This is a genomic window from Microbacterium sp. Gd 4-13, assembly GCF_003095395.1.
GTDB lineage: Bacteria > Actinomycetota > Actinomycetes > Actinomycetales > Microbacteriaceae > Microbacterium.
The window spans coordinates 357307-382200 of the sequence record NZ_QEIJ01000001.1 but is presented as its reverse complement, the minus strand read 5'-3'; the positions used below and the strand labels follow the sequence as shown (position 1 = coordinate 382200).

Below are 24894 nucleotides of genomic sequence, written 5' to 3'. Positions count from 1 at the left end.
CCCGTTCCCCCGGCGAGACCCCGACGTTCTGCGGGGGTTTCGCTGCGAGGAACGGGTTTCGTCGTCAGACGGGCGAGCGCGCTCAGGCGCCGGGGTAGGTGCGCTCGGGCGCTCCGGTGTAGAGCTGCTGCGGGCGACCGATCTTGGTCTGCGGGTCGTGCTGCATCTCACGCCAGTGCGCGAGCCACCCGGGCAGTCGGCCGATGGCGAACAGCACGGTGAACATGCGCGTCGGGAAGCCCATCGCCTTGTAGATGACGCCGGTGTAGAAGTCGACGTTCGGGTAGAGACGGCGCTCCTTGAAGTAATCGTCGTGGAGGGCGATCTCCTCGAGTTCCTTCGCCAGATCGAGCAGCGGATCGCTCACGCCGAGGGCCTGCAGCACCTCGTCGGCCGACTCCTTCACGAGCTTGGCGCGCGGGTCGTAGTTCTTGTAGACCCGGTGCCCGAAGCCCATGAGCTTCACGCCGTCTTCCTTGTTCTTCACGCGCTCGACGAAACGCTCGACGCTCTCACCGGAGTCTCGGATGCGGCCGAGCATGGCCAGCACCGCCTCGTTGGCGCCGCCGTGGAGCGGACCGTAGAGGGCATTGATGCCGGCGGAGATGGACGAGAACTGGTTGGCACCCGTCGAACCGACCAGGCGCACGGTCGACGTCGACGCGTTCTGCTCGTGGTCTTCGTGGAGGATCAGCAGTCGCTCGAGTGCGCGCGACATCACGGGGTCGACCTCGTAGTGCTCGGAGTGCACGCCGAAGTTGAGCTTGAGGAAGTTGTCGACGAAGCCCAGCGAGTTGTCGGGGTAGAGGAACGCCTGGCCGACGCTCTTCTTGTGCGCGTAGGCCGCGATGACGGGCAGCTTCGCCAGCATGCGCACGGTGTTGAGTTCGACGTGCTCGGGGTTGTGGGGGTCGGACTCGCCCTCGTAGTACGTCGAGAGCGCCGCCGTGGCCGCCGAGAGCACCGACATGGGGTGCGCGGTGTGGGGAAGCGCCGAGAAGAAGCGCTTCAGGTCTTCGTGGAGAAGGGTGTGGCGACGGATGCGCTCGTCGAACGCGGCCAGCTCGTCGGCGGTCGGCAGCTCACCGTAGATCAGCAGCCACGCGACCTCGAGATAGGTGCTGTTCTGCGCCAGCTGGCTGATCGGATAGCCGCGGTATCGCAGGATGCCCTGGTCTCCGTCGATGAAGGTGATCTCCGACTTCGTCGACGCCGTGTTGACGAACCCGTAGTCGAGGGTCGTGTGACCCGTCTGCCGGGTGAAAGTCGAGATGTCGACGCTCGGGGCGCCGTCGGTTCCTCGGATGACCGGGAATTCAGCAGTGGTGCCGCCGACGGTGACGGTGGCCTTGTCGTCCTGCGCTGCCGCGTCGCTCATGGCGCCTCCTCGCGAAATCAGATCGGTTCTTACAGCCTATAAGTCGTCGGCGGGTACGGCGGACACCACCAAAGGATGGACCGGTCTGATGGAGGTCGCAACCAAATGGACGGATCTACGCCGACCGCAACCGCTCGGCCGCTGTGCGGATCCGTTCGTCGGTCGCGGTGAGCGACAGGCGAACGTGCTGCGGAAAGTGCGACCCGTAGAAGTGGCCGGGGCCGGCGAGAATGCCGATATCGGCGAGCCTGCCCAGGCTCTCCCAGGCATCGCGCCCCTCCGTGGCCCAGAGGTAGAGACCCGCCTCGCTGCGGTCGATGCGGAACCCGGCGGCCTCGATCGCCGGCTTCAGCACGGCCCGGCGCGCCGCGTAGCGGGCCTTCTGGGCGCGGACATGCTCGTCGTCGCCGAGGGCCGTGACCATCGCCGCTTGCACCGGCGCCGGCGGCATGAGACCGAGATGCTTGCGACCCGTGAGGAGCTTCGCCACGATCGTCGGATCGCCGGCGAGGAAAGCCGCGCGGTATCCCGCGAGGTTCGACTGCTTGCTGAGGGAGTAGACCGAGATCACGCCGGTGAGGTCGTCGGCGACGACACGGGGATCGAGGATGCTGGGGACCGCGGCATCCGCCCACTCCCCTTCCCAGCCGAGTTCGGCGTAGCACTCGTCGGAGGCGAGCACCGCGCCGAGCTCGCGCGCACGCGCCACCGCACGGCGGAGGTCGTCGACCCCGAGCACGCGCCCGTCGGGATTTCCGGGGGAATTGATCCAGACGAGCTTCGTGCCGGTCGGCCAGTCGGCGGGATCGTCGGCTGCGACCGGCGTCGCACCCACCAGTCGCGCACCGACCTCGTAAGTGGGGTAGGCAGCCCGTGGATGCACGACGGTGTCTCCAGCGCCCACGCCGAGCAGGAGGGGCAGCAGCGCGACCAGCTCTTTGGAGCCGACCGTCGGGAGCACGTGTTCTGGCGCGAGACCCGCGACCCCGCGCCGGCGCGCGTACCAGTGCGCGATCGCCTCGCGCAGGAGCGGTGTTCCCGCGGTCTGCGGATACGCGTGCGCGTCGGTCGAGGCTTTCAGCGCGTCGGCGATCACGTCGGGCGTGGGGTCGACCGGCGAACCGATCGAGAGATCGACGATGCCGCCCGGGTGACGCCGGGCCGTCTCGGCGTACGGAGCGACGGCATCCCAGGGGTAGTCGGCGAGATCGGCGACGCCCATCGGCCTACTCGCCCTGGGGCGGAAGAACCGAGATGACGGGGTGATCTTTCGCGATCACGCCGACCTTGGCGGCACCGCCCGGAGAGCCGATGTCGTCGAAAAACTCGACGTTGGCCTTGTAGTAGTCCGACCACTCTTCGGGCAGGTCGTCTTCGTAGTAGATGGCCTCGACGGGGCAGACCGGCTCACACGCACCGCAGTCGACGCATTCGTCGGGGTGGATGTAGAGCGACCGTTCACCCTCGTAGATGCAGTCGACCGGGCATTCGTCGATGCAGGCGCGGTCTTTGACATCCACGCACGGAAGAGCGATCACATACGTCACTCGTCCAGTTTACGGGGCGCGGGGAGGCGTGAGGTGTCGGGCCACGCGAACACCAGCGCGACGATGATCGGGACGACGAAGGTCCACGTGAGCGGAATCCACTCCGTGTCGGGTGTCGGAGCCGCCACGATCACCGATCCGCCCGGGCCGGTACCCGAGAAGACGACCATCGCGAGGATGGCGCCGAGGCCTGCGGCCAGGGTCGTCCACCGGTCGCTCACCAGCAGGCGCAGCGCGACGAAGAGCGCGGTCGTGCCGACGGTGGCGAGCACGAGCCCCACGGGGAGCACACCGATCGTGAAGGCCTGCGCGACGGTGGCCGCCGTGCCGTACACGACACCGATCACCGCCGCGATCAGCCAGGTCAGCAGGCGGGATACCGTGGTCGTCACCGCGTCAGTGTATCCGCGGCGTCTCAGCGCCCCTCTCAGCTCGCCCAGCCCCACAGACGCAGGAGCGCAGCGACAGCCGCAGCAGCGGCCACCACGACGAGGAACGGCGCTCGGACGGCGAGGAGCCCTCCCGCCACCAGCACGGCCGGCAGGCGCGCGTCGAAGACGATGACCTGCCCGACCCCGAGGGTCTGCACGGCGACCAGGGCAGCCAAGAGCGCCACCGTGAGCAGATCGGCGATCCGAGCGGGGCGGGGGGCTTCGAGCCAGTGGCCCGGCACCGCATAGCCGACGGCCTTCACGGCGACGCAGATGACCGAGGCGAGCAGCACGGCGTTCCACAGACTCACGGCAGGCCCTTCCGTTCGGGGATGTCGACCGGCTCGGATGCTGCTCCCCCGCGACGGTCGGATTCACCGAGCAGGTTGAACCACCCGACCGCCAGTGCGACGAGCGCCGCGACGATCACGGGCACGCCGGGCATGAGGCCCGGCGTGAGGAGCACAGCGACGACGGCCGCCGCGGCTCCCACGGCGATCGCCTGCCGACCCCTCAGTCGCGGCCAGAGCAGAGCGAGGAAAGCGGCGGCGGCCGCAGCATCCAGCCCGTACTGTCTCGGATCCCCCAGGACGTCGCCCAGGAGCGCGCCCACCAGGGTGGAGATGTTCCAGCCGACGTAGATCGCGATGCCGGTGACCCAGAACCCGACCGCGCGCGCCCGGGTCGTCGTCTGCGCGAGCGAGACCGCCGTCGACTCGTCGATGGTGAAGGGGGTCGCCGCCGCTCGACGCCAGAAGCCGCGTCCGACCACCGGCGACATGCGCATCGCATACGCGGCGTTTCGTACTCCCAGGAGCGCCGACGACGCGATCGCGGCGGGCGCCGCGGCGGGCCCTCCCGCGCCGATGACCCCGACGAACGCGAACTGCGATCCGCCGGTGAACATGAGCAGGCTCAGCACGCAGGTCTGCCAGACGTCGAGACCGGAGGCGACGGAGAGCGCGCCGAACGAGATGCCGTAGGCGCTCGTCGCCAGGGCCACCGCGAGCCCCTGACGGGCGGCCCGACGCGACTGGGCGTCGCGTTGCCCGTCTGTTCGCCGGAATGAACGCATGACTGACAGTGTGAACGCACTCGGGTGGCTAGTCAAGCTGAACGATCGTTTGACATACTGAACGCATGACGATCCTGGGACCCCGCATCGCTCACACCCTGCGCCGTGAACGCGAGGCGGCCGGCGTCTCCGTCTCCGAGCTCGCCCGGCGCGCCGGGGTGTCGAAGGCGACCGTGTCGCAGTTGGAGGGCGGCTCGGGCAATCCCAGCGTCGAGACGCTCTGGGCCCTGGCCGATGCACTCGGCGTGCCGTTCGCCGTCTTCGTCGACCGGGAGACGGGCGCGCCGACCCTGGTGCGCGCCGCCGAGGCGCCCGGCGTTCCCTCCTCGGCCGCGCCGTACCTCGCCTCGCTGCTGTCTGCGAGTCCTCCGAACGCGCGGCGGGACATCTACTTGATCCGGGCCGAGCCCGGTGAACCACGCCTGTCCACACCGCACCAGCGCGGAACCACCGAGCACGTCGTGCTGATCGGCGGACAGGCGCGCGTGGGTCCGTCCGATGCGGCCGTCGTGCTCGAGCCCGGGGACTACCTGTCGTACGCCGGAGACGCCGCCCACGTGTTCGAGGCGCTCCTGCCGGGAACCAGCGCGGTGATGGTGTCGGAACTGCGCTGACACGACGAAGGCCCCCGGACGGATCCGGGGGCCTTCGTCGTGGGTGCCGGAGTCTCAGGCCCCGGCGTCCTGGCGCTTGCGCTGCGACGCGGTGCGGCCGCGCACGTTCGCGTCGAGCTCGACCTTGCGGATGCGGACGGCCTCCGGGGTCACCTCGACGCATTCGTCGTCGCGGGCGAACTCCAGGCTCTCCTCCAGCGTCAGCAGTCGGGGCGGGGTCATCGACTCGAAGGTGTCGGAGCTCGCGGCACGCATGTTCGTGAGCTTCTTCTCCTTCGTGATGTTGACGTCCATGTCGTCGGCGCGCGAGTTCTCGCCGACGACCATGCCCTCGTAGACCTCCTGGGTCGGCTGCACGAAGAACGACATGCGCTCCTGCAGGGCGATCATCGCGAACGGGGTCACCACACCGGAGCGGTCGGCCACGATCGACCCGTTCTGACGGGTCGAGATGGCGCCGGCCCACGGCTCGTAGCCGTGCGAGATCGCGTTGGCGATGCCGGTGCCGCGCGTGGTGGTGAGGAACTCGGTGCGGAAGCCGATGAGGCCGCGCGAGGGGACGACGAACTCCATGCGCACCCAGCCGGTGCCGTGGTTCGTCATGCCCTCCATGCGCCCCTTGCGGCCGGCGAGCAGCTGCGTGATGGCGCCGAGGTACTCCTCGGGGGCGTCAATGGTCAGGTGCTCGAAGGGCTCGTACGTCTTGCCGTCGACCTTCTTCGTGACCACCTGGGGCTTGCCGACCGTGAGCTCGAAGCCCTCGCGACGCATGTTCTCGACGAGGATCGCCAGGGCGAGTTCGCCACGACCCTGGACCTCCCAGGCATCCGGGCGTCCGATGTCGACGACCTTGATCGAGACGTTACCGATGAGCTCGCGGTCGAGGCGGTCCTTCACCATGCGGGCGGTGAGCTTGTGGCCCTTCACCTTGCCCATGAGCGGCGAGGTGTTCGTACCGATCGTCATCGAGATGGCCGGGTCGTCGACGTGGATCTGCGCGAGCGGACGCACGTCGTCGGGGTCGGCGATTGTCTCACCGATCGTGATGTCTTCGAAGCCGGCGATGGCGACGATGTCGCCGGGGCCCGCCGACTCGGCGGGGTAGCGCTCGAGTGCGCGGGTCTTGAGGAGCTCGGTGATGCGCGCGTTGCTCGTCGAGCCGTCGGCGCGCACCCAGGCCACCGTCTGGCCCTTCTTGAGCGTTCCGTTGAAGACGCGCAGGAGCGCCAGGCGGCCGAGGAAGGGCGAGGAGTCGAGGTTGGTGACCCACGCCTGCAGCGGCGCCTCGTCGTCGTACGCGGGAGCGGGAACGTGCTCGAGGATCGCGCCGAAGAGGGGCTCGAGGTCGTCGTTGTCGGGCAGCGCGCCGTTGTCGGGGCGGTTGCGCGAGGCGGCGCCGGCGCGGCCGGACGCGTAGACGACGGGAACGTCGAGCAGGGCGTCGACGTCGAGGTCGGGCACGTCGTCTTGCAGGTCGGAGGCGAGACCGAGGAGCAGGTCGTGCGCCTCTTCCTCGACCTCGGCGATGCGGGCGTCGGGCCGGTCGGTCTTGTTGACCAGGAGGATGACGGGGAGCTTCGCTTCGAGCGCCTTGCGCAGCACGAAGCGGGTCTGCGGGAGGGGACCCTCCGACGCGTCGACCAGCAGCACGACGCCGTCGACCATCGACAGACCGCGCTCGACCTCGCCGCCGAAGTCGGCGTGACCGGGGGTGTCGATCACGTTGATCGTGATGGGCTCTTCGGTGTGGGCACCGTTGTACGTGATCGTCGTGTTCTTCGCGAGGATCGTGATGCCCTTCTCGCGCTCGAGATCGTTCGAGTCCATGGCGCGTTCTTCCATGTGCTCGTGCGAGCCGAACGAGCCCGTCTGGCGCAACATCGCATCCACGAGCGTCGTCTTGCCGTGGTCGACGTGCGCGACGATCGCGACGTTGCGCAAATCGGAACGGAGGGCGTGCGCCATGAATAATCCTTGCGGTTCGGGGAGGGCGCCCGGAATCGGGCCCCTCTAGTCTATCCGGCCCGACAGGGCAAGCGGGCACGACCCATTCCGACCCCCGGGCGGAGGCCCGGAGGTCGCGCCTCGTCAGAGGGTCAGGATGCGTCGTTCTCGGTCTGCAGGAGCTTGTGGCGCAGAGCGCGGCGGGCCGCCTGCACCTCGGGGTCGGGCACGGGGATGGCGGCGATGAGGCGCTGCGTGTAGGCCTCCTTCGGAGCACGAAGGATCTCGTCTCGCGTGCCCTGCTCGGCGATCTTGCCGTTGTGGAGCACGACGATGCGATCTGCCATCGCGTCGACGACCGCGAGGTCGTGACTGATGAACAGGCACGCGAAACGGTACTCGCGCTGCAGTTCGACGAGGAGTTCGAGCACGCGCGCCTGCACCGAGACGTCGAGCGCGCTGGTGGGCTCGTCGGCCACGAGCAGGCGGGGCTTGAGCGCGAGCGCACGGGCGATGCCGACGCGCTGCTTCTGACCGCCCGACAGCTCGTGCGGGTAGCGGTTGCGGTAGCTGCGGGGCAGGCGCACCTCGTCGAGGAGGGTCTCGACGCGACGACTGAGTTCTGCGCCCTTGGCCTCGCCCGAGAGCAGCAGCGGCTCACCGATGCTCTCGCCGATCGGCAGGCGCGGGTTCAGCGACGACGAGGGGTCCTGGAAGACGATGCCGACCCGGCGGCGCAGCGAACCGATGAGCTTGCGCCCACCCGCGCTGATGTCGACGCCGTCGACCACGAGCTTCCCGTCGGCGATCGGCTGCAGGCCGATGGCCGCACGACCGATGGTCGACTTGCCCGAGCCCGACTCGCCGACGAGGCCGAGGATCTCGCCCTCCGCGATCGCGAGCGAGACCTCATCGACGGCACGGAAAGCCGCGACCCTCCCCCGCTTGCCGTACTCGATCGACACGCGATCGAGCGAGAGAACCGGTTCGACGATGACGGGGGCTGCCGCAGCATCCGCCGTCGTCTCGGTGCTGCCGCCGTGGGCCGATCCCCCGACGACCTGCGCGAGCGCCTCCACGACGTCCACGCTGTCGCCGGTACCCGAGCCCTCGCCAAGGCGGGGAACGGCTGCGAGCAGCTCTCTGGTGTAGGGGTCGCGCGGTTCGCGCAGCACCTGCGCGACCGGTCCCTGCTCGACGACCTCGCCGTCCTTCATCACGACGATCCAGTCGGCGAGGTCGGCCACCACCCCCATGTCGTGGGTGATGAGGAGGATCGCCGAGTCGAGACGGTCGCGAAGGTCGCGCAGCAGATCGAGGATCTCGGCCTGCACGGTGACGTCGAGGGCCGTCGTCGGCTCGTCGGCGATGAGGAGGGCCGGATCGAGGCTGATCGCCTGCGCGATCATGGCGCGCTGGCGCTGACCGCCGGAGAGCTGGTGCGGGTACGAGGCGAACGCTTTCGCGGGGTCGGGGAGCCCCACGAGGCCGAGAAGCTCCATCGCACGCTCACGCGCTTCCGACGGGCTCTTCGACGTGTGCGCGCGGATGGCCTCGATGATCTGGAAGCCCACCGTCAGCACGGGGTTGAGCGCCGTCATGGGCTCTTGGAAGATCGCGGCGACCTGCGGGCCGCGCAGCTGCCGGAGCTGACGGGAGGACAGACCCGTGATCTCCCGTCCGTTGAGCATGATGCTGCCGCGCACACGGCTGTTGCGGGGCAGCAGGTCGAGGATCGCCATCGAGCTCGCGCTCTTGCCCGAACCCGACTCGCCGACGACGGCCACGACCTGGCCGCGGTCGATCCGGTAGTTGAGGTTCTTCGCCGCGGGAACCCACACGTCGTCGACCGCGAAGTCGACGCTCACGTCGGTCATCTCCAGGGCGGGGGTTTTCGGCTGGACGGGGGTGCTCATGATGAGATCCTTCCCGCCGTCGTCCGCGAGGACGCGACGATCGTGGATGGGAGAATGGCCGCATGGCCGAAACCGTGTTCCGCTCGACGTTCAACAGGGTGCTGAGCTACGTGGCGTGGGCACTGCTGGCGGTGGCGATCGTAATCACCCTGGTGACGCCCGGCGGTCTCTCGATCGCTCCGTCGGTCGCGCTCGGGTGCGCCGGAGGTGCCGCGCTGATCTGGGCCCTCCTGTGGGCGCCCCACCTCGGCGTGGACGACGCCGGCGTGACCGTGGTGAACGTCTTCACGCAGTACCGCGTTCCGTGGGAGGCGCTGATCCACGTCGACACGCAGTACGCGCTCACGCTCCACACCCCGAACCGTCGTGTGCGCGCCACCGCGGCTCCCGCGCCCGGCTCGCTGTCGTCGCTCCGCGCCGCGCGCAGTCACCGCCGAAAGGGCGGAGACGCCACCGGCGTGCGCCCCGGCGACCTTCCGGGCACCGACTCGGGAGACGCGGCCGACCTGGTGCTCACCCGCTGGCACGACCGTCGGGATCGCGGTCTCATCGAGACCGGACTGGCCGAGGGCATCGCCGTGCGTCCGCACCCGCGCGTGAGCGCCGTCGCGGCGGTCGCGCTGGGCGTTCTCGCCCTCGCGGGCGCGGCGCTGCTCGTCTGAGAGCACGGCGCGCATCACGACGATGCCTTTTCCTTCGTCCGTCGCAGCGAGAACCGCTTCTGTCGCGGGTCGAACGCGTCGCGCAGACCATCGCCGACGAAGTTGATCAGCAGGGCGAGCAGCACGATGAACGTGGCCGGCCACCAGAAGAGCCACGGGCGCGTCTGGAACGCCGACTGGTTGTCGGAGATGATCAGACCCAGCGAGACCTCGGGCGGGCGAACACCCAGACCGAGGTAGCTCAGCGCCGTCTCGAGCAGGATGGCGGATGCGGCGAGCAGGGTCGCGGCGACGATCACCACGCCGATCGCGTTCGGCAGGATGTGCTTGAAGATGATGCGGAAGTCGCTCGCTCCGGCGACCCGGGCCGCCTCGACGAACTCGCGCTCGCGCAACGACAGGAACTCGGCGCGCACGAGACGTGCGATGACCATCCACGACACCATGGCGAGGAAGAACGCCAGCGGCAGCACACCGAGGCCGCCCGTGGTGCGTCCGACGACGGCACCGATGACGAGCACGGGGATCACGATGAACACGTCGGTGATGCGCATGAGGATCGAGTCGAGAAGGCCGCGGTAGTACCCGGCGAGGGCGCCGATCACCGTGCCGACGACGGTGCCGACGATGCCGATGACGAACATCACCAGGATGGAGTTCTGGATGCCGCGCATGGTCATGGCGAAGTAGTCGATACCGATGCGGTCCTGACCGAAGGGGTGCTCCCCCAGCGCGAGTCCCGATCCGCCCAGCCACTCCGGGAGGAGCGAGAGGGAGGGAGCGCCGCCGTCGATCTGAGGGTTCAGCGTCGAGAAGTCGTACTTCCACCACCCGGGGATCGGGCCGAGACCGACCGCCGAGATGGAGAACACGGCGATCAGCACGAACAGGATGCCGGAGACCACCGCCACGCGGTTGGCGAGGAATCGGCGGAGGATCAGCCGCCCTTGGCTCACGCCGACGGTGTCGTCGTCGGTCGTCGCGGGTGCGCCGGTCTGCGGCTCCACCGGTTCGGGCATCATCTGGGTCATCGCGTGGCCTCCCCGCAGAAGCGGACGTCGGAGATCATGCCGCCACCCGCACGCGCGGGTCGAGCGCGGCGTAGGCGAGGTCGGCAAGGAAGTTGAACAGGATCGCGGTGACCGCGATGATCAGGAAGTAGCCCATGACGGGGTTGACGTCGGTGCGCAGGATCGACGAGACGAACAGCTGCCCCATCCCGCTGATCGCGAAGACGCGCTCGGTGATGACGGCACCGCCGAGGAGCGCTCCGATGTCGGTCGCGATCAGCGTCACGATCGGGATCAGCATGTTCCGGAGGGCGTGACGCATCACGACCGTCCGCTCGCCGAGGCCCTTGGCCCGAGCGGTGCGGATGTAGTCCTGGTTCATGACCTCGAGCAGGCCCGAGCGGGCGTACCGGGTGTAACCGGCGAACGAGATCAGCAGCAGGGCGATCGTCGGCAGCAGCAGGTGGGTGAACGAGTCGATGCCCGACAGCCACACGTCGCCCGTGAAGCCGGGGGTGCTCGCACCCACGGTCGCGATCGGGCGACCGCCGATGCGGGGCGAGTTGACGTAGGCCGGCCACGACTGCATGAAGCGGTCGAGCACGACCAGCGACGACGTCACGAAAGCCACGATCGCCCCGATGCGGGCTGCCTGGCCGCGATCGTTGCCGCCCAGGACGAGCCCGGTGACGATGCCGACCGCCAGGGCGGCGATGCCCAGGATGATCAGCGTGCCGAGCGACGAGATGTCGAAGAGCCCCTGCAGCGCGAAGTAGCTGATGTAGGCGATCGCACCGTTGATGCCGGCCACGATGAGCGCTCGACGGTTCTCAAGACCGGCGATGAGAGCCGTCGTGAGCACCACGGTTCCGGCGATGAGGATGAAGAGCCCGACAGGACCGAGTCCGGGGTTTCGGAACCAGTCGGCCAGGTCGAAGTAGACCAGGAGCGCCGCGGTCGCCGCGCCCGAGATGCCGGCCACGATGAGTCGGCGGCGGACGTCGCCGCCGATCATGGCCTGCCAGACGATCGCGCTGATCACCGTGATCAGGATGATCACGAGGGGTGGGATCGAGGTGGCGGAGACGAGGAAGTCGTTGAACCCGATCGCCATGAACTCCTTGAGGAGAACCGCGATGAGGAAGGACGGCAGCGAGTAGAGGAAGAAGCTCACCAGCGTCACGCCGAAGTCGAAGCCGCTGTACTGGCGGAGCGCCGTGACGATGCCGACGGCGACGCCGAGCACGATCGCGACGACGAAGGCGACCGTCACCAGCTGAAGGGTCGAGACCATGGCGGCGGGGAGGATCGACGTCACCGGCGCGTTCGAGATCGTGGTTCCGAGGTCGCAGGTGCCGACGAACGGGATGAGGCACTGGGCCGCGCCGCCGAGCCACAGGAAATAGCGCAGCACGGGCGGGACGTCCAGGTCGAGCTGAGCGATACGCGCCGCAATGAGCTGGTCGCGGTTGGGGTCGTTGCTGCCCTGCAGATCTTCCAGCGGGTTGCCGGAGTTGGCGGACAACACGTACATGATGAACGACGCCGCCAGCAGAACGAGGATGGAGACGGCGATGCGCCTGAGGACGAATCCGACCATCGCGGGGAACTTCCTTCGGTCGAGAGAGTGCGCATCGCAAGTGCGATCACGACAGGATAACGGTTGCCTGGAGCGGGCAAGACGAGGCGCCGGAGCCTTTACGACTCCGGCGCCTCGCTGTAATGCGGTTCAGCCGGTGGTCACCGGGCGGCTATCAGCCGGCCAGCGTCCACTCCTGGGCGTTCCACACGATGCCCGTCTGGCCACCGAAGTAGTCGATGCCCGTGACGGTGCCGTTGTCGGCGAACAGACCCGGCGTCTGGAACAGCGGCAGACCGTAGAAGTCCTGCGCCGTCTTCGCGTCGATCTCGATCTTGAGCTGCTGCAGGGCGTCGCTGTCGACCGTGACCTGGCTCTCGTCGACGAGGGTGTCGACGTCGGCGTTGGTGTAGAGGTTGTAGTTACCGCCACCGTTGGTCTTGAAGATCTGCGGCAGGGCGGCGTTACCGGCACCCGGCGAGACCCAGCCGAAGATCGACGCGTCGTAGCTGCCGGAGCCCAGGAGCGAGCTCCAGTCGGGCGAGCCGGCGTCCTCGATCACGAAGCCCGCCTGCTGCGCCGACTGCTGGATGGCGCGGAAGCTGTCGACACGGTTCGGGTTGTTGGTGTTGTAGAGGATCCGCACCGTCGGCGTCGCTCCGGCGAGGAGCGCCTTGGCGCCCTCGATGTCGGGCTCGGTGAACGCGTCGTAGCCGCTCGCCGCGACGGCGTCGGTGTACTCGGCATCGGTCGGCAGGAAGATCTGCGAGTTGAGCACCTCGGCGTCGGGGTTGACCGGCGTGATGATCGAGTCGAGGATCTGCTGGCGCGGGATCGTCTTGAGGAAGGCCTCGCGCACGTTCGCCTCGGCGAACACGCCGCCGAAGGTCAGGTCGAGGTGGTCGTAGGCGACCTGGTTGCCGGCGTGCACGGTGGCGCTGTTCGCCTCGAGCGCGGTCAGCGTGTCGGCAGACGGCTGCGGCTGGATCGCGTTGACCTCGCCGTTCTGGAGGGCCGTGACCTGCGCGTTCGGGTCGCCGATGAAGCGGATGATCAGCTGGTCGTACGCGGGCGACATGGTGCCCTTGTACTCGGGGTTCTTCTCCAGCGTGATGCTCGACTCCGCCTGGAAGTCGGTCACGATGAACGGTCCGCTACCGACGAGGAGGCTTTCGTCGCTCGGCATGGTCGTGACGTCGTAGCCGGTGTTCCAGAAGTCGGCGGCGGCCTTCAGGGTTGCATTCGGGGCCACGGGAGCGGCCGTGTCGCCCTTGGGGGTGTCGTTGAGCGTCGTGATGAGCTCCTCGAGCGAGACGCCCGCCTTCTCGGCGAGCACGTGAGCCGGCTTGCCGATGGGGTTGACGAGCTGGTAGTCCACGAACGGCGTTCCGTACGTGATCGTCATCGACATGTTGTCGTCGCCGATCTCGGGGAAGTCCGTGGTGTCCAGGCCCGCGGTGCTGCCTGCGAGCGTGAAGTACTGCGTTCCGCCGTTGGTGACGTCGCCGGTCGAGGCGTCGATCTCGGCGTCGTTGTAGTAGCCCGAGTTGATGGCCCAGTTCACGAGCATGTCGTCGGCGGTGATGGGCTCGCCGTCCGACCAGGTCAGACCTTCATTGAGGGTGTACTTGACGGTCAGCGGGTCTTCGGAGACCGTCTCGATGGTGCCGAAGTCGTCGTTCGACAGGATGCTGAAGTCCTTGTCGAGGCGCAGGAAGCCGCCGAGGCCGAGTCCGCCGGACACGCCGGTGAGGTAGCCCACCATGCCGTTGGTGTCGAGGTTCGCGTCGGGGGTGTCGCCGTTGAACGAGGTGAAAGGGTTCGTGGTGGCGATGGTGACGGTTCCGCCGCTCTCGGCGGGGGTCTCTTCCGCGGGCGCGGTGGTGCAACCGGCGAGCGCGAGCGCCGTGACGGCCACTCCCGCTCCGGTCACGAGGGCGCGTTTGCGCCACGTGTTTTCTGACACATTTCCTCCTGTGCAAGGGGTGAGCGCGTCCACGCCGAATCGGGGGGGCCTCGGCGGGACACAGATAGGGAAACGATAAGTAAACGATCAGCCTTGGTCAAAACTATCGGCGCAAACGTTACATACCCTTAACTCGCGGCGCGTCTGATGTAGCAATCTGACAAAAACGACCCGCCTTCAGGTCATTTGACAGGCTGCCAGGTCCAGAACTGGCTCGGAGCGGCCCACAGCGAGCTCGTGTACGAGACCCCGCTCACCTTCGCGGAGTGAGCGACGACCCCCGACGCTTCGACGAGCGGCATCCCGTACAGATCATCGAACAGCGCACGGTCCACGTCCTGCCCGACCTCGATGACCTGCTCGGGATCAGTGCTCCGACGCATCTCCAGCAGAGCCCGAACGGCGTCCACTCCCCCGGCACCTTCCGTCACGCGCTGGCGGGCCGTCTCGTAGAGCGAACCGCTGACGTCGGCCGAGACGAGCTCCGCGTCGGCCTGGTCGTCGTCGCCGGCGGGGCGGACGTCGATGCCCGCAGCCTCGGCCATGCGCGCGATCTCTGCGAACAGATCGGCGGCGACCGTGTCGGTCGGCTCGTAACGGATGCGCACCTGCGGCTCCTCCCCGTCGAGCAGGGAGGTCGCCCGGTCGACGTCGGGCCCGTCGCCGGGCGAACCGTTGTCGGCGATCACGTCGCGGTACGCCGACCCCGACGCGGCAGAGGAGATGAACGAGCGCAGGGGCGCCGCATCCGCATTCACCCCACCGACCGACTCCTCCACGAGGTGCTTCCTGTCGAGGGACAACATCAGCGCCTCGCGGGTCGTGTCGTCCATGCGTTCGGCCTCGTCGACGAAGATGAGGCTGAGGGTGCGCGGGCGCGCCCCGGTCAGCACCTCGGCGCCGGCCGACTCGAGGCGTCCGATCGTCGCCTCCGAGACGGCCCCCAGGTTGGCCACGTCGACCTCGCCCGCCTGGACCGCGTCGAGCTGCGATTGCTCATCGGGGAAGAAGCGCACCGTGAGGCGATCGATGGCCGGATAGTTGGCGCCCTCGTAGACGGGATTGCGGACGAGTTCGAGGCGGTCGCTCTGCAGCGACTCCACCATGTACGGACCGTTCGAGACCGCGCCGGACAGATCGGGCGCGGCGGGGTCGACGTCGAACCCGGTCGACCACGCGCGTCCGGCCGCGAGCAGAGTGGCGTTCGGCTCGGCGGGCGCCTCGGGGTCGCCCTTCGGCGCCTCGCGGATGACGCGCAGGATGTCACCGGCGGAGACGCCCGCCTTCTGGGCGACGACGTGGAGCGGGCGATCGAGCAGCCACTGGCGGTTCCAGTCGGCGAACGGGTCGTCGTAGGTGACCGTCATGATGCGCTTGCGCGTGTCGATCTCGGCGCGCTCGGTGTCGCTGTTCAGCGATTCGGTCTTCGCCGTGTCGAAGTAGCGCGTGCCGCTGACGACGTTGCCCTGCTCGTTGTAGGCGGCGTCGTCGAACCATCCGGTGTTGACCGCCCAGCCGAACAGCAGGTCCTCCATGGTCACGAGGGTGCCGTCCGACCACTTGCGCCCCTCGTGGAGCGAATAGACCACGGTCAGCGGGTCGTCGGAGATCTTCTCGACCTCGCCGAACCCCGTGTTGCCGGTGACCTGGAGGTCGTCTCCGATGTAGGCGAACGACTCGTGGAGATACTGCGAGACGGCGAGGTTCGCGTGGGTCGCACCCTGCGACGTCTCGGGGTTGAAGCTGGTGAACTGGCCGACGACGCCGACCGTCGCCGTCGTGGGCGGTGGGGTCGGCTCCGGTTCGGTCGGCGGCGCCGCGGCGGTGCAGCCGCTCAGCAGCGCCACCACGGCGACGGCGGCGACCGCTGCCCGCACGATGTTCTTCGGCTTTCGTCCCGAACCCATAAAGCTTGTCGACCTCCTGCGTGAAAAACCTTGAGAATCGTCGCACATCGCCCTGTGGCACCCTGGGAGGATGCCCACGGATGCCCCGCCCTCGGGACCCACCCCGATCACCCCGGCGGCGCGGACGCGCTGGATCTGGGAGGTCTCGCTCGTCCTGGCGATCAGCGTCGGGCAGTCGGCGCTGTACTCGGTGCTCTCGCTGATCCGTGCATCGCTGCGGACGACTCCGATCGGGCAGCAGCAGACGCAGCTGAACCCGGCGCAGGACGCCGAGGCTCTCTGGGACGCGTTCTACCGCCTGCTCTCCGTCGGCTTCGCCCTGGCGACGGTCGCGCTGGTCATCTACCTGCTGTGGGAGCCCGGCACGAACGCGCTGCGGCGCATCGGGCTCGACTTCACGCGCTTCGGCGGCGACCTCGGCCGCGGCGTCGCGCTGGCGGCCATCATCGGCATCCCCGGCCTCGGGCTCTATGCACTGGCCCGCGTGACCGGCTTCAACGTCGCCGTGGTGGCGTCGCCGATCGACTCCGCCTGGTGGGCGGTGCCTCTGCTCGTCCTGTCGGCCATGCGTGCCGGCCTGACCGAAGAGGTCATCTTCATCGCGTACCTCTTCGACCGGCTGCGTCGCATCGGCTGGTCGTGGTGGACGATCATTCTCTCCACCGCCGCGCTCCGCGGCGCCTACCACGCGTACCAGGGCCTCGGAGCGGTGCTCGGCAACGTCGTCATGGGCGTCGTCTTCGGCTGGTGCTACAAGCGCTGGGGGCGCGTGATGCCCCTCGTCATCGCCCACACCCTGCTCGACGTCGTCGCCTTCGTGGGGTACCCCCTGGCGGCGTCCCTCTGGCCCGGCGTCTTCGCCCCCGCATCCTGACCCCGAGACTTCATCCCCTATACGAGACAGCTACCCTCGCGCGCAGTCTCGTATACGGGATGAAGTCTCGGGGTCGGCGGGCGGGCGGGCAGCGGGCGGGCGCCCGCGCCTGCACAGGGCACGAAGAGGCGGCGGCGATCCACAGCATTCGGAGATCGCCGCCGACGACCGGGCAGAGGGCGAGAGCCTTCCCTCATGAACGAGCCCGACGTCGCCCGAAGTCCCATCGCCCTCATCCCCACCGCAGAAGTCCGCGACGCGTCACGGGGCGTGCGATCGGGAGAACTGACGCGCGTGATCCGTGGCGTGTACGCACTCAGCGACGAATGGAACGCCCTCGCTCCGTGGGATCGTTACGCGGCGCGGGTGCACGCGGCCGCTCTACGGCATCCCGACAGCGTGTTCTGTCTCGAATCGGCCAGCGTGCTCCACAGCCTGCCAGTGTTCGGTGATCCCGGCACCGTCCATGTCCTTCGCGACGACTCGTCGACGTCGCGCGTGTCGGGAGGCGTGCTGGTCCACACCACGTCGGAGCACCGTTCGATGGACACCGCAGGTGGGATGCGGCGCACCACCGTCCGCGACACGGTGATCGATCTCGCCCGCTCGCGGCACAACGCCGTGGCTCTTGCCGTCGGCGACGCGGCGCTGCGGCGGGACACCGGGATCGGGACGGCCTCCCTCGTCGGAGAGAACGAATCGCGCGCCTCGTCGCGCGGTCGACTCCGCGCGCGGTGGGTCTTGGACCGCGTGTCGCCATCGGCCGAGTCTCCGCTCGAATCCGTCGACAGAGCCGTGCTCGAATGGCTGGGTTTTCCTCGACCCGAGCTCCAGGTCTGGCTCGGGGACGAAGCATCCGCGGGGGATCGTGTCGATAAGTGGTGGCCCGAGATGCGGATCGTCGGCGAGGGCGACGGCGACCTCAAGTACGACGGTCGATTCGGCGAGCACAACACCGTCATGCGCGAGCGCCATGCCCGCGATGCCCGGCTCTTCGAACGCGGTGCTCGAGCGGTCGTGCACTGGGGGTGGGCGGAGGCGATCGCCGCCACACCCCTGCGTGCCATGCTGCGCTCCGCCGGGCTGCCGCTGATCGGCCCCGAAGACTCGGCCCAGCTGTTCTCTCTCCGACGCGCTCTCCGGTCCTCGACCCAGCCGCGAGACTTCACCCCAGCGACGAGACTGCAGCGCTACGCCGCTGTCTCGTCGCCAGGTTGAAGTCTCGCGGTCAGGAACCCACCCGCGGGTCAGGCGAAGGCCTCGGGCGGCGGGCAGGCGCAGACCAGGTTGCGGTCGCCGTAGGCCTGGTCGATGCGGCGCACGGGCGGCCAGTACTTCGTGCGGATGAGCGACCGCACCGGGTACACCGCTCGTTCGCGGGAGTACGGATGCTGCCACGGGCCCGAGATCGTCGACTCGGCCGTGTGCGGGGCGTTCACGAGCGGGTTGTCGGCGGCGGGCCACTCCCCCTCGGCCACGGCGACGGCCTCGGCCTTGATCGCGATCATGGCCTCGACGAAGCGCTCGAGCTCGGCGAGGTCCTCCGACTCGGTCGGCTCGATCATGAGCGTGCCCGCGACGGGGAACGACATCGTCGGGGCGTGGAAGCCGTAGTCGATCAAGCGCTTGGCGACGTCGTCGACGGTGATGCCGGTCTCCTCGCGGAGGGGCCGCAGATCGAGGATGCACTCGTGCGCGACCAGGCCGTCGGCGCCGGTGTACAGCACCGGGTAGTGCGCGCGGAGCCGCGCGGCGAGGTAGTTCGCCGACAGCACGGCGGCACCGGTGGCCTCCCGCAGCCCGGCGGCCCCCATCATTCGCACGTAGGCCCACGAGATCGGGAGGATCCCGGCGGAACCGTGGGCGGCGGCCGACACCGGTCCGCCGTCGACGCCGTACGACGCGCGGCGCGGGGAGAACGGGTGGGACGGCAGGTAGGGCGCCAGATGGGCCTTGGCCGCCACCGGTCCCACACCGGGCCCGCCGCCGCCGTGCGGGATGGCGAACGTCTTGTGCAGGTTCAGGTGCGACACGTCGCCGCCCAGATCGCCGAACCGCGCGTATCCGAGCAGGGCGTTGAGGTTCGCCCCGTCGACGTACACCTGCCCGCCCGCGTCGTGCACCGCCCGCGTGATCTCGAGCACGTCGTGCTCGTACACCCCGTGGGTCGAGGGATACGTGATCATGAGCGCGGCGAGCTCGGCGGCGTGCAGCGCGATCTTCGCCCGCAGGTCGTCGAGATCGACGTTGCCGGCCTCGTCGCACGCGACGACGACGACCCGCATGCCCGCCAGCACCGCAGACGCGGCGTTCGTGCCGTGCGCCGACGACGGGATGAGGCACACCGTGCGACCCTCGTCTCCGTTCGCCCGGTGGAAGCCGCGGATCGCCAGGAGCCCGGCGAGCTCGCCCTGCGACCCGGCGTTGGGCTGCAGCGACACCGCGTCGTACCCGGTCATCTCGGCGAGCCACGTCTCGAGCTGCTCGATCATCGTGAGGTAGCCGTGCACGTCGGCCTCGGGCGCGAAGGGGTGCACGCGCGAGAACTCCGGCCACGACACCGCGGCCATCTCGGTCGCCGCGTTGAGCTTCATCGTGCACGACCCGAGCGGGATCATGCCGCGATCGAGCGCGTAGTCGCGGTCGGCGAGCTGCTTCAGGTAGCGCATCATCGCGGTCTCGCTGCGGTGGCTCGAGAACACCGCGTGCGTCAGGAACTCGTCGATCCGCCGCATCCCGCCGCTCACCCCGCGCAGCGGCAGGGCGTCGTCGAGCGAGAGCCGCTCGGAACGCGGCAGCCCGAAGGCCTCCGCCACGGCCGCGAGATCGCGCGCGGTGGTGGTCTCGTCGACCGAGACGCCGACCGTGGCGTCATCGACCCACAGCAGCTGGTAGCCCAGCGCGCGGGCACGGTCGATGACGCGCCCCGCCGGACCGGGGGTGGTCACGCGGATCGTGTCGAAGAACGAATCGGATGCTGTCGACAGCCCGAACGCGCGCAGCTCGGCCGAGAGCGCATCGGCCTTGCGTGCCACATCGGTCGCGATCTCCCGGAGTCCGTCGGCACCGTGATACACGGCGTACATCGCGGCCATCACGGCCAGCAGCACCTGCGCGGTGCAGATGTTCGACGTGGCCTTCTCGCGGCGGATGTGCTGCTCGCGGGTCTGCAGCGACAGGCGGTAAGCGGGGTTTCCCGCGGCATCCTGCGACACGCCCACGAGGCGCCCGGGCAGCTGACGCTCGAGACCGCCGCGAACGGCCATGTATCCCGCGTGCGGTCCGCCGAACCCGAGCGGCACGCCGAAGCGCTGCGTGGTGCCTACGGCGACGTCGGCTCCGAGCGAGCCCGGCGAACGCAGCAACGTCAGCGCCAGCAGGTCGGCCGCCACGACGGCGAGACCGCCGCGCTCCTGCACCGCGCCGATCGCCGCCGTCGGATCCCAGACGCGGCCGGACGCACCCGGGTACTGGATGAACACCCCGAACGCGTCGGGGAACGCACGGTCGCCCTGACCTCCCGCCGCCTCCCAGACGCGGAAGTCGACCACGACGATCTCCACCCCCACGGCGGCGGCGCGGTGCTCGAGCACGGCCTTCGTCTGAGGAAGCGCGTCGGCGTCGACGAGGAACACCTCGCTCTTCGACCTCGACGCACGACGGGCCAGCAGCATCCCCTCGACGGCGGCGGTGGCCTCGTCGAGCATCGAGGCGTTCGCCGTGGCGAGGCCGGTGAGGTCGCTCACCATCGTCTGGAAATTAATCAGGGCCTCGAGCCGGCCCTGCGAGATCTCGGGCTGGTAGGGCGTGTACGCGGTGTACCAGGAGGGGTTCTCCAACACGTTCCGCGTGATGACCGACGGGGTGACGGTGTCGTAGTAGCCGAGGCCGATCATGGGGCGCGCCGGCCGGTTGTCGCCCGCCAGCTCCCGCAGCTCGGCGAGGGTCTCGGCCTCGCTCGCGGCCTCGGGGATCGAGGTGGTCTCGCGAGGTCGCACGTGGATCGACGCCGGGACGGCCGCCCGCACGAGGGCGTCGACCGAGTCGTAGCCGAGCGTGTCGAGCATGCGGCGCTGGGCGGCAGCATCCGTTCCGATGTGCCGGTCGACGAAGGGCGTGGTCACGCCGCGCCCCCGGTGAGGGCGACGTACGCCGCGCGGTCGAGCAGGTCGGCCGATGCCGAGGAGTCGACGCGGATCTTCAGCAGCCACCCATCGCCGAACGGGTCGCTGTTGACGAGCGAGGGGTCATCGACGACGGCGGCGTTGATCTCGACGACCTCGCCCGAGAGCGGCGCGTAGAGCTCGCCGACCGACTTCGTCGACTCGATCTCTCCGCAGACCTCGGCGGCGGAGACGACCGAGCCGACCGCGGGAAGGTCGACGAAGACCACGTCGCCCAGCTTGTCGGCGGCGAAGTCGGTGATGCCGACGGTGGCGACGGCGTCGTCCGACGCGATCCACTCGTGCTCGGCGGTGTAGGAGAGGGCGTCGAGATCGGTCATTTCTTCCTCCGGTAGAACGGCAGAGCGGTCACGGTTGCGGGGATGCGCGTGCCGCGCACATCGATGGCGAGTTCGGTTCCGAGCGCGCTCGATTCGGGCGAGACGAAGGCGAGGGCGATCGGATGCTGCAGGGTCGGGCTCAGCGCACCGCTGGTGATCTCGCCGACCCGGGTGTCTGCGTCGTACACGGCGTAGCCCGCGCGCCCCGCGCGCTTGCCGTCGGAGACGAGACCGACGAGCACCGGCCGATCCGCGGTGTCGGCGGCGAGCGCACCCTTGCCGATGAAGTCGTCCTTGTCGAGCGCGACCGCGCGCGCGAGCCCCGCCTGGGCGGGCACGACGTCGCGCGTGAGCTCGTGACCGTAGAGCGGCATGCCCGCCTCGAGGCGCAGCGTGTCGCGCGCCGCGAGACCGGCGGGCACGAGGCCGAACGCCTCGCCCGCGGCCAGCAGGGCGTCCCACAGGGCGACGGCGACCCGGTTCGGCACGAGGAGCTCGAAGCCGTCCTCCCCGGTGTACCCGGTGCGCGCAACGAAGAGGGAGGCCCCGTCGAAGGTGCCGCCGGTCCAGGCGTAGTACCCCAGCTCGCCGAGCGCGGTGCCGGTGATGTCGACACCGGCCGTGGCGTCGACGATCGCGCGCGCCCGCGGCCCCTGGACGGCCAGGAGCGCGGTCTGGTCGCTGACGTCTTCGACGCGGGGCAGCTCGGCTCCGGGCACGCCGGCGAAATCCCCCTCGACGGGTTCGTCGAGGAAGGCGTGCACGCGAGCCCAGGCGGCGAGCGCCGCATCCAGCGCCGCCGCGACGGCGGCTCGGTTGCCGGCGTTGGCGACCACGAGGAAGTACTCCCCGCCCGTGCGGTAGACGATGACGTCGTCGACGATGCCGCCGTCGTCGGCGAGCACGAGCGAGTACTTCGCCGTGCCCACCGGCATGGCCGAGACGCGACCGGCGAGGGCGTAGTCGAGGAAGTCGGCGGCGCGGCCCTCGTGCACCCAGAACTCGGCCATGTGCGAGATGTCGAACAGACCCGCGGCCTCGCGGACGGCTCGGTGCTCGGCGAGGTCGGAGGCGTAGCGCACCGGCATGAGCCATCCACCGAAGTCGGTGAAGGTCGCGCCGAGCGACTCATGGCGCTGGTGAAGCGGGGTGGAGCGGGGTTCTGACATCGAGTTCTCCCGGTCGTCGGGTGCCACCTCTCGGTGGCGGGAACTCCCCCTCTGTCATGGGCCTGAGAGTTTCAGCTCGGCATCGAAGAACGGATGCTGCGCCTTTCACCGTCGGCGGACGCCGAGCACCGCTCGGCATCGCTTTCCAGAGTGGCCCGATCGGCGCGGTACGCGTACCTGAGAGATTGGCGGGGAGGCTTGCTCCTTCGGTGCCCGGCTGGATTGTGCCGAGGCTCTCCCGCAACGATCATGGGGCCGTATGGACTTGTCGCGCTCAGCATAGCGGGAGCTGCTCGCCGTAGCGGGAGGTGCTCGCCGCACCACCTCAGGCGGTGCAGGCTCCGGAGGCGACCGGGGCGTCGAATTCGCCCAGGCGCGCGATCACCGGGTCGAGTTCGACCGGGGTCATGGCGTATCCCACGTCGTCGTCGCTGTCGGAGCGCGCGAAGACGACACCGGCCACCTCGCCCGACGGGGTGAGGAGCGGCCCGCCGGAGTTGCCGGGACGCACGATGGCCGACAGGGCGTAGATGTCACGGGGTGTCGAACTCGCGTCGTAGATGTCGGGGACGCTCGGCGTGCCGACCGAGACGACCTGCGCGTTGCCCGACGTGAACGGACCACCGTGCGGATACCCCTGCACCACGGCGGCCGATCCGACCGGGAGGCTGTCGGAGATCGCGAGGGGCGTCGCATCCAGTCCGTCCACCGCGATGACGGCCAGGTCGTCGACGGGGTCGAAGTAGACGATGCGTCCGTCCTGTGCCGGTCGCCCGGGGAGTTCGACCACGGGCTGCTCGACCCCGGCCACCACGTGGGCGTTCGTCACGATGCGGTCGGGGGCCACGGCGAAGCCGGTGCCGGTGGCCGTGATGCCGCACGCGTAGGCGACACCGGTGATCTTCGCGACCGACTGGGCTGCGGCGGTGAGCGCGGGGTCGTCGAGCGACACCGCGGGGGCGGCGGGCACGAGCGCCGGCTCGAGCAGCTCGCCCAGTCGGGGAAGGCCGTCGCCGAACACCGAACCGCGCAGCTGGGCGAGGGTGGCCCGCACGGGGGCCGGGGTGACGGTGTCGATGGTGCGCAGGACGGTCGATGACGCCAGGGCGCTGGAGATGACGGGGGTTCCGGTGGACACCAGCGCTCCGCCGAGGAACGAGATCGCGAGCGCGGCTCCGACGAGGCTGGCGAGCCCGCCGAGGATCCGTTCCGGCACGCGGAGTTTGATGCGGTCGACGCCTCGTCGCAACGACCGACCGATGGCCGAGCCGACGGCCGCGCCCAGGAGCAGCAGGCCGATGCCGACGGAGATGACCGTCACGAGACGCCACGACGGGTCGGAGACCCACGACCCGGCCAGCGGCATGAGCCAGTAGGCGACGGCCGCGCCGAGCGCGATGCCCGCGAACAGCCCGACGCTGGCGAGCAGGCCACGGCGCAATCCGACGATCGCCGATACGACGAGCAGCACGATGAGAACGACATCGACGACGAGCACGGGTACCTCCTCCGGACAGCGTAGGGGTGGTGGCTGAGCGGGTCCTGGTTTGTGCTTCGAGTCGCGCTGACTATAAGATCGTCGCGAGGTAATGGTCACCATGACACAAAGCACGTCTCCCGAAGCCGCCCGCGTCGCCGTCTCCACGGTGATCTTCAGCCTGCGGCGCACCGAAGACTCCGCGCCGGCCGAGCTGATGCTGCCTCTCGTCCGCCGCACGCGCGACCCGTTCGACGGACTGTGGGCACTGCCCGGCGGATGGCTCGATCCCGCCGAAGAGCTGGAGGACGCCGCATCCCGCACCCTCGGCGAGACCACCGGGCTCTCGGCCAGCTACCTCGAGCAGCTCTACGCGTTCGGCGGCGTGGGCCGCTCGCCCGCCCGTGTCGTCTCGATCGTCTACTGGGCGCTGCTGCGCGCCGACGAGGTCGACGCCCAGGTCGACGCGCACGCGGCCCAGGGTGACGCCCCCGAGAACGTCGAGTGGTTCGACGCCGCCTCGCTCCCCCGCCTCGCCTTCGACCACAACGAGATCGTCGAGTACGCCCTCTGGCGCCTGCGCTCCAAGGTCGGCTACAGCCGTATCGCACACGGGCTGCTGCCGCCGGAGTTCACCCTCGCGGAGCTGCGCGAGGTGTACGAGGCGATCCTCGGCCGCCGACTCGACCCCGCGAACTTCCGGCGCCAGGTCGAAGGCTCCGGCACCCTCTTCCCGACCGAGCGCTTCCGCACCGGAAGCCACCGCCCCGCCCGCCTGTACCGCTACGACCCCGACGTCGAGCTCGCCGAGCGCGGTCCGTTGACCGCACGCCACTGATGG

At 69.4% G+C, this 24894-nt stretch carries 21 protein-coding genes and 1 riboswitch; of the genes, 5 read left to right on the top strand and 16 right to left on the bottom strand.

The features are described from left to right. Positions 1 to 82 precede the first annotated feature (82 nt). The 6 genes from DEA06_RS01715 to DEA06_RS01690 form a co-directional block, all read right to left on the bottom strand. Entirely contained in the window at positions 83 to 1378 is a 1296-nt protein-coding gene (locus DEA06_RS01715) for a citrate synthase (RefSeq protein ID WP_116646227.1), read from the bottom strand. A gap of 115 nt (positions 1379 to 1493) precedes the next feature. Beyond that, positions 1494 to 2600 (bottom strand): succinyldiaminopimelate transaminase, encoded by a 1107-nt coding sequence (gene dapC, locus DEA06_RS01710; RefSeq protein ID WP_116646226.1) that lies wholly within the window; start codon positions 2598 to 2600, stop codon positions 1494 to 1496. 4 nt (positions 2601 to 2604) lie between these two features. Next, positions 2605 to 2925, bottom strand: a complete 321-nt coding sequence (fdxA, locus tag DEA06_RS01705) for a ferredoxin (RefSeq protein ID WP_116646225.1) — start codon at positions 2923 to 2925, stop codon at positions 2605 to 2607. Further along, entirely contained in the window at positions 2922 to 3317 is a 396-nt protein-coding gene (locus DEA06_RS16325) for a DUF6113 family protein (protein ID WP_133241690.1), read from the bottom strand. The genes fdxA and DEA06_RS16325 overlap by 4 nt, the downstream gene beginning before the upstream one ends. A gap of 35 nt (positions 3318 to 3352) precedes the next feature. After that, positions 3353 to 3667: an AzlD domain-containing protein gene (locus DEA06_RS01695; protein WP_116646223.1), complete on the bottom strand. Its 315-nt coding sequence runs from the start codon at positions 3665 to 3667 to the stop codon at positions 3353 to 3355. Beyond that, positions 3664 to 4431, bottom strand: coding sequence for an AzlC family ABC transporter permease (locus DEA06_RS01690; RefSeq protein WP_116646222.1), 768 nt, complete (start codon positions 4429 to 4431; stop codon positions 3664 to 3666). Before DEA06_RS01690 ends, DEA06_RS01695 begins: the two co-directional genes overlap by 4 nt. A gap of 65 nt (positions 4432 to 4496) precedes the next feature. Here DEA06_RS01690 and DEA06_RS01685 point away from each other — a divergent pair, with 65 nt between their 5' ends. Further along, entirely contained in the window at positions 4497 to 5045 is a 549-nt protein-coding gene (locus DEA06_RS01685) for an XRE family transcriptional regulator (RefSeq protein ID WP_116646221.1), read from the top strand. Between the two features lie 54 nt (positions 5046 to 5099). Here DEA06_RS01685 and typA read toward each other — a convergent pair whose 3' ends face one another. Continuing rightward, on the bottom strand, positions 5100 to 7010 hold the full coding sequence (typA, locus tag DEA06_RS01680) for a translational GTPase TypA (protein ID WP_116646220.1): 1911 nt from the start codon (positions 7008 to 7010) through the stop codon (positions 5100 to 5102). Between the two features lie 131 nt (positions 7011 to 7141). Continuing rightward, complete coding sequence (locus DEA06_RS01675) at positions 7142 to 8905, bottom strand: ABC transporter ATP-binding protein (RefSeq protein WP_116646219.1); 1764 nt, start codon at positions 8903 to 8905, stop codon at positions 7142 to 7144. 62 nt (positions 8906 to 8967) lie between these two features. Here DEA06_RS01675 and DEA06_RS01670 point away from each other — a divergent pair, with 62 nt between their 5' ends. Next, on the top strand, positions 8968 to 9567 hold the full coding sequence (locus tag DEA06_RS01670; protein ID WP_116646218.1) for a PH domain-containing protein: 600 nt from the start codon (positions 8968 to 8970) through the stop codon (positions 9565 to 9567). Between the two features lie 14 nt (positions 9568 to 9581). Here the strand turns inward: DEA06_RS01670 and DEA06_RS01665 are convergent, their stop codons facing one another. From DEA06_RS01665 to DEA06_RS01650, 4 genes are all read right to left on the bottom strand, one after another. Further along, a complete protein-coding gene (locus DEA06_RS01665) occupies positions 9582 to 10598 on the bottom strand; it encodes an ABC transporter permease (protein WP_116646217.1) in 1017 nt (338 codons plus the stop codon). Between the two features lie 34 nt (positions 10599 to 10632). Then, positions 10633 to 12177: an ABC transporter permease gene (locus DEA06_RS01660; RefSeq protein WP_116646216.1), complete on the bottom strand. Its 1545-nt coding sequence runs from the start codon at positions 12175 to 12177 to the stop codon at positions 10633 to 10635. A gap of 154 nt (positions 12178 to 12331) precedes the next feature. Further along, a complete protein-coding gene (locus tag DEA06_RS01655; RefSeq protein ID WP_116646215.1) occupies positions 12332 to 14122 on the bottom strand; it encodes an ABC transporter family substrate-binding protein in 1791 nt (596 codons plus the stop codon). Between the two features lie 182 nt (positions 14123 to 14304). Continuing rightward, positions 14305 to 16029, bottom strand: coding sequence for an ABC transporter substrate-binding protein (locus DEA06_RS01650; protein WP_165817898.1), 1725 nt, complete (start codon positions 16027 to 16029; stop codon positions 14305 to 14307). Between the two features lie 70 nt (positions 16030 to 16099). Between DEA06_RS01650 and DEA06_RS01645 the strand changes: the two genes are divergently transcribed. Then, positions 16100 to 16903 carry a CPBP family intramembrane glutamic endopeptidase gene (locus DEA06_RS01645; protein ID WP_116646213.1) on the top strand — a complete coding sequence of 268 codons (804 nt, stop codon included), beginning with the start codon at positions 16100 to 16102 and terminating at the stop codon, positions 16901 to 16903. A 195-nt stretch (positions 16904 to 17098) separates the two neighbouring features. Next, the gene (locus DEA06_RS01640) at positions 17099 to 18121 is read left to right on the top strand and encodes a hypothetical protein (RefSeq protein ID WP_116646212.1); all 1023 of its coding nucleotides are present in this window, start codon (positions 17099 to 17101) and stop codon (positions 18119 to 18121) included. Between the two features lie 29 nt (positions 18122 to 18150). Here DEA06_RS01640 and gcvP read toward each other — a convergent pair whose 3' ends face one another. The 4 genes from gcvP to DEA06_RS01620 all read right to left on the bottom strand — a co-directional run bounded on the left by gcvP (position 18151) and on the right by DEA06_RS01620 (position 24074). Beyond that, a complete protein-coding gene (gcvP, locus tag DEA06_RS01635) occupies positions 18151 to 21027 on the bottom strand; it encodes an aminomethyl-transferring glycine dehydrogenase (RefSeq protein WP_116646211.1) in 2877 nt (958 codons plus the stop codon). Then, positions 21024 to 21407, bottom strand: coding sequence for a glycine cleavage system protein GcvH (gene gcvH / locus DEA06_RS01630; protein ID WP_116646210.1), 384 nt, complete (start codon positions 21405 to 21407; stop codon positions 21024 to 21026). The genes gcvP and gcvH overlap by 4 nt, the downstream gene beginning before the upstream one ends. Beyond that, the gene (locus DEA06_RS01625) at positions 21404 to 22576 is read right to left on the bottom strand and encodes a glycine cleavage system aminomethyltransferase GcvT (protein WP_116646781.1); all 1173 of its coding nucleotides are present in this window, start codon (positions 22574 to 22576) and stop codon (positions 21404 to 21406) included. Before DEA06_RS01625 ends, gcvH begins: the two co-directional genes overlap by 4 nt. 155 nt (positions 22577 to 22731) lie before the next feature. After that, a riboswitch (glycine riboswitch) is annotated at positions 22732 to 22827 on the bottom strand. Between the two features lie 74 nt (positions 22828 to 22901). Then, positions 22902 to 24074, bottom strand: coding sequence for a MarP family serine protease (locus tag DEA06_RS01620; protein ID WP_116646209.1), 1173 nt, complete (start codon positions 24072 to 24074; stop codon positions 22902 to 22904). Positions 24075 to 24174: 100 nt separating this feature from the next. Here DEA06_RS01620 and DEA06_RS01615 point away from each other — a divergent pair, with 100 nt between their 5' ends. Continuing rightward, the gene (locus DEA06_RS01615) at positions 24175 to 24891 is read left to right on the top strand and encodes an NUDIX domain-containing protein (protein WP_116646780.1); all 717 of its coding nucleotides are present in this window, start codon (positions 24175 to 24177) and stop codon (positions 24889 to 24891) included. The last annotated feature ends 3 nt before the right edge of the window (positions 24892 to 24894 follow it).

What these genes read in the sequence shown, in the direction of transcription:
- DEA06_RS01670 (WP_116646218.1), top strand. Translation starts at nt 8,968, where the DNA reads ATGGCCGAAACCGTGTTCCGCTCGACGTTCAACAGGGTGCTGAGCTAC.
- DEA06_RS01690 (WP_116646222.1), bottom strand. Translation starts at nt 4,431, where the DNA reads ATGCGTTCATTCCGGCGAACAGACGGGCAACGCGACGCCCAGTCGCGT.
- DEA06_RS01660 (WP_116646216.1), bottom strand. Translation starts at nt 12,177, where the DNA reads ATGGTCGGATTCGTCCTCAGGCGCATCGCCGTCTCCATCCTCGTTCTG.
- DEA06_RS01665 (WP_116646217.1), bottom strand. Translation starts at nt 10,598, where the DNA reads ATGACCCAGATGATGCCCGAACCGGTGGAGCCGCAGACCGGCGCACCC.
- DEA06_RS01640 (WP_116646212.1), top strand. Translation starts at nt 17,099, where the DNA reads ATGAACGAGCCCGACGTCGCCCGAAGTCCCATCGCCCTCATCCCCACC.
- DEA06_RS01675 (WP_116646219.1), bottom strand. Translation starts at nt 8,905, where the DNA reads ATGAGCACCCCCGTCCAGCCGAAAACCCCCGCCCTGGAGATGACCGAC.
- DEA06_RS01685 (WP_116646221.1), top strand. Translation starts at nt 4,497, where the DNA reads ATGACGATCCTGGGACCCCGCATCGCTCACACCCTGCGCCGTGAACGC.
- typA (WP_116646220.1), bottom strand. Translation starts at nt 7,010, where the DNA reads ATGGCGCACGCCCTCCGTTCCGATTTGCGCAACGTCGCGATCGTCGCG.
- DEA06_RS01715 (WP_116646227.1), bottom strand. Translation starts at nt 1,378, where the DNA reads ATGAGCGACGCGGCAGCGCAGGACGACAAGGCCACCGTCACCGTCGGC.
- gcvH (WP_116646210.1), bottom strand. Translation starts at nt 21,407, where the DNA reads ATGACCGATCTCGACGCCCTCTCCTACACCGCCGAGCACGAGTGGATC.
- DEA06_RS01615 (WP_116646780.1), top strand. Translation starts at nt 24,175, where the DNA reads ATGACACAAAGCACGTCTCCCGAAGCCGCCCGCGTCGCCGTCTCCACG.
- dapC (WP_116646226.1), bottom strand. Translation starts at nt 2,600, where the DNA reads ATGGGCGTCGCCGATCTCGCCGACTACCCCTGGGATGCCGTCGCTCCG.
- DEA06_RS01645 (WP_116646213.1), top strand. Translation starts at nt 16,100, where the DNA reads ATGCCCACGGATGCCCCGCCCTCGGGACCCACCCCGATCACCCCGGCG.
- DEA06_RS01625 (WP_116646781.1), bottom strand. Translation starts at nt 22,576, where the DNA reads ATGTCAGAACCCCGCTCCACCCCGCTTCACCAGCGCCATGAGTCGCTC.
- DEA06_RS01650 (WP_165817898.1), bottom strand. Translation starts at nt 16,029, where the DNA reads ATGGGTTCGGGACGAAAGCCGAAGAACATCGTGCGGGCAGCGGTCGCC.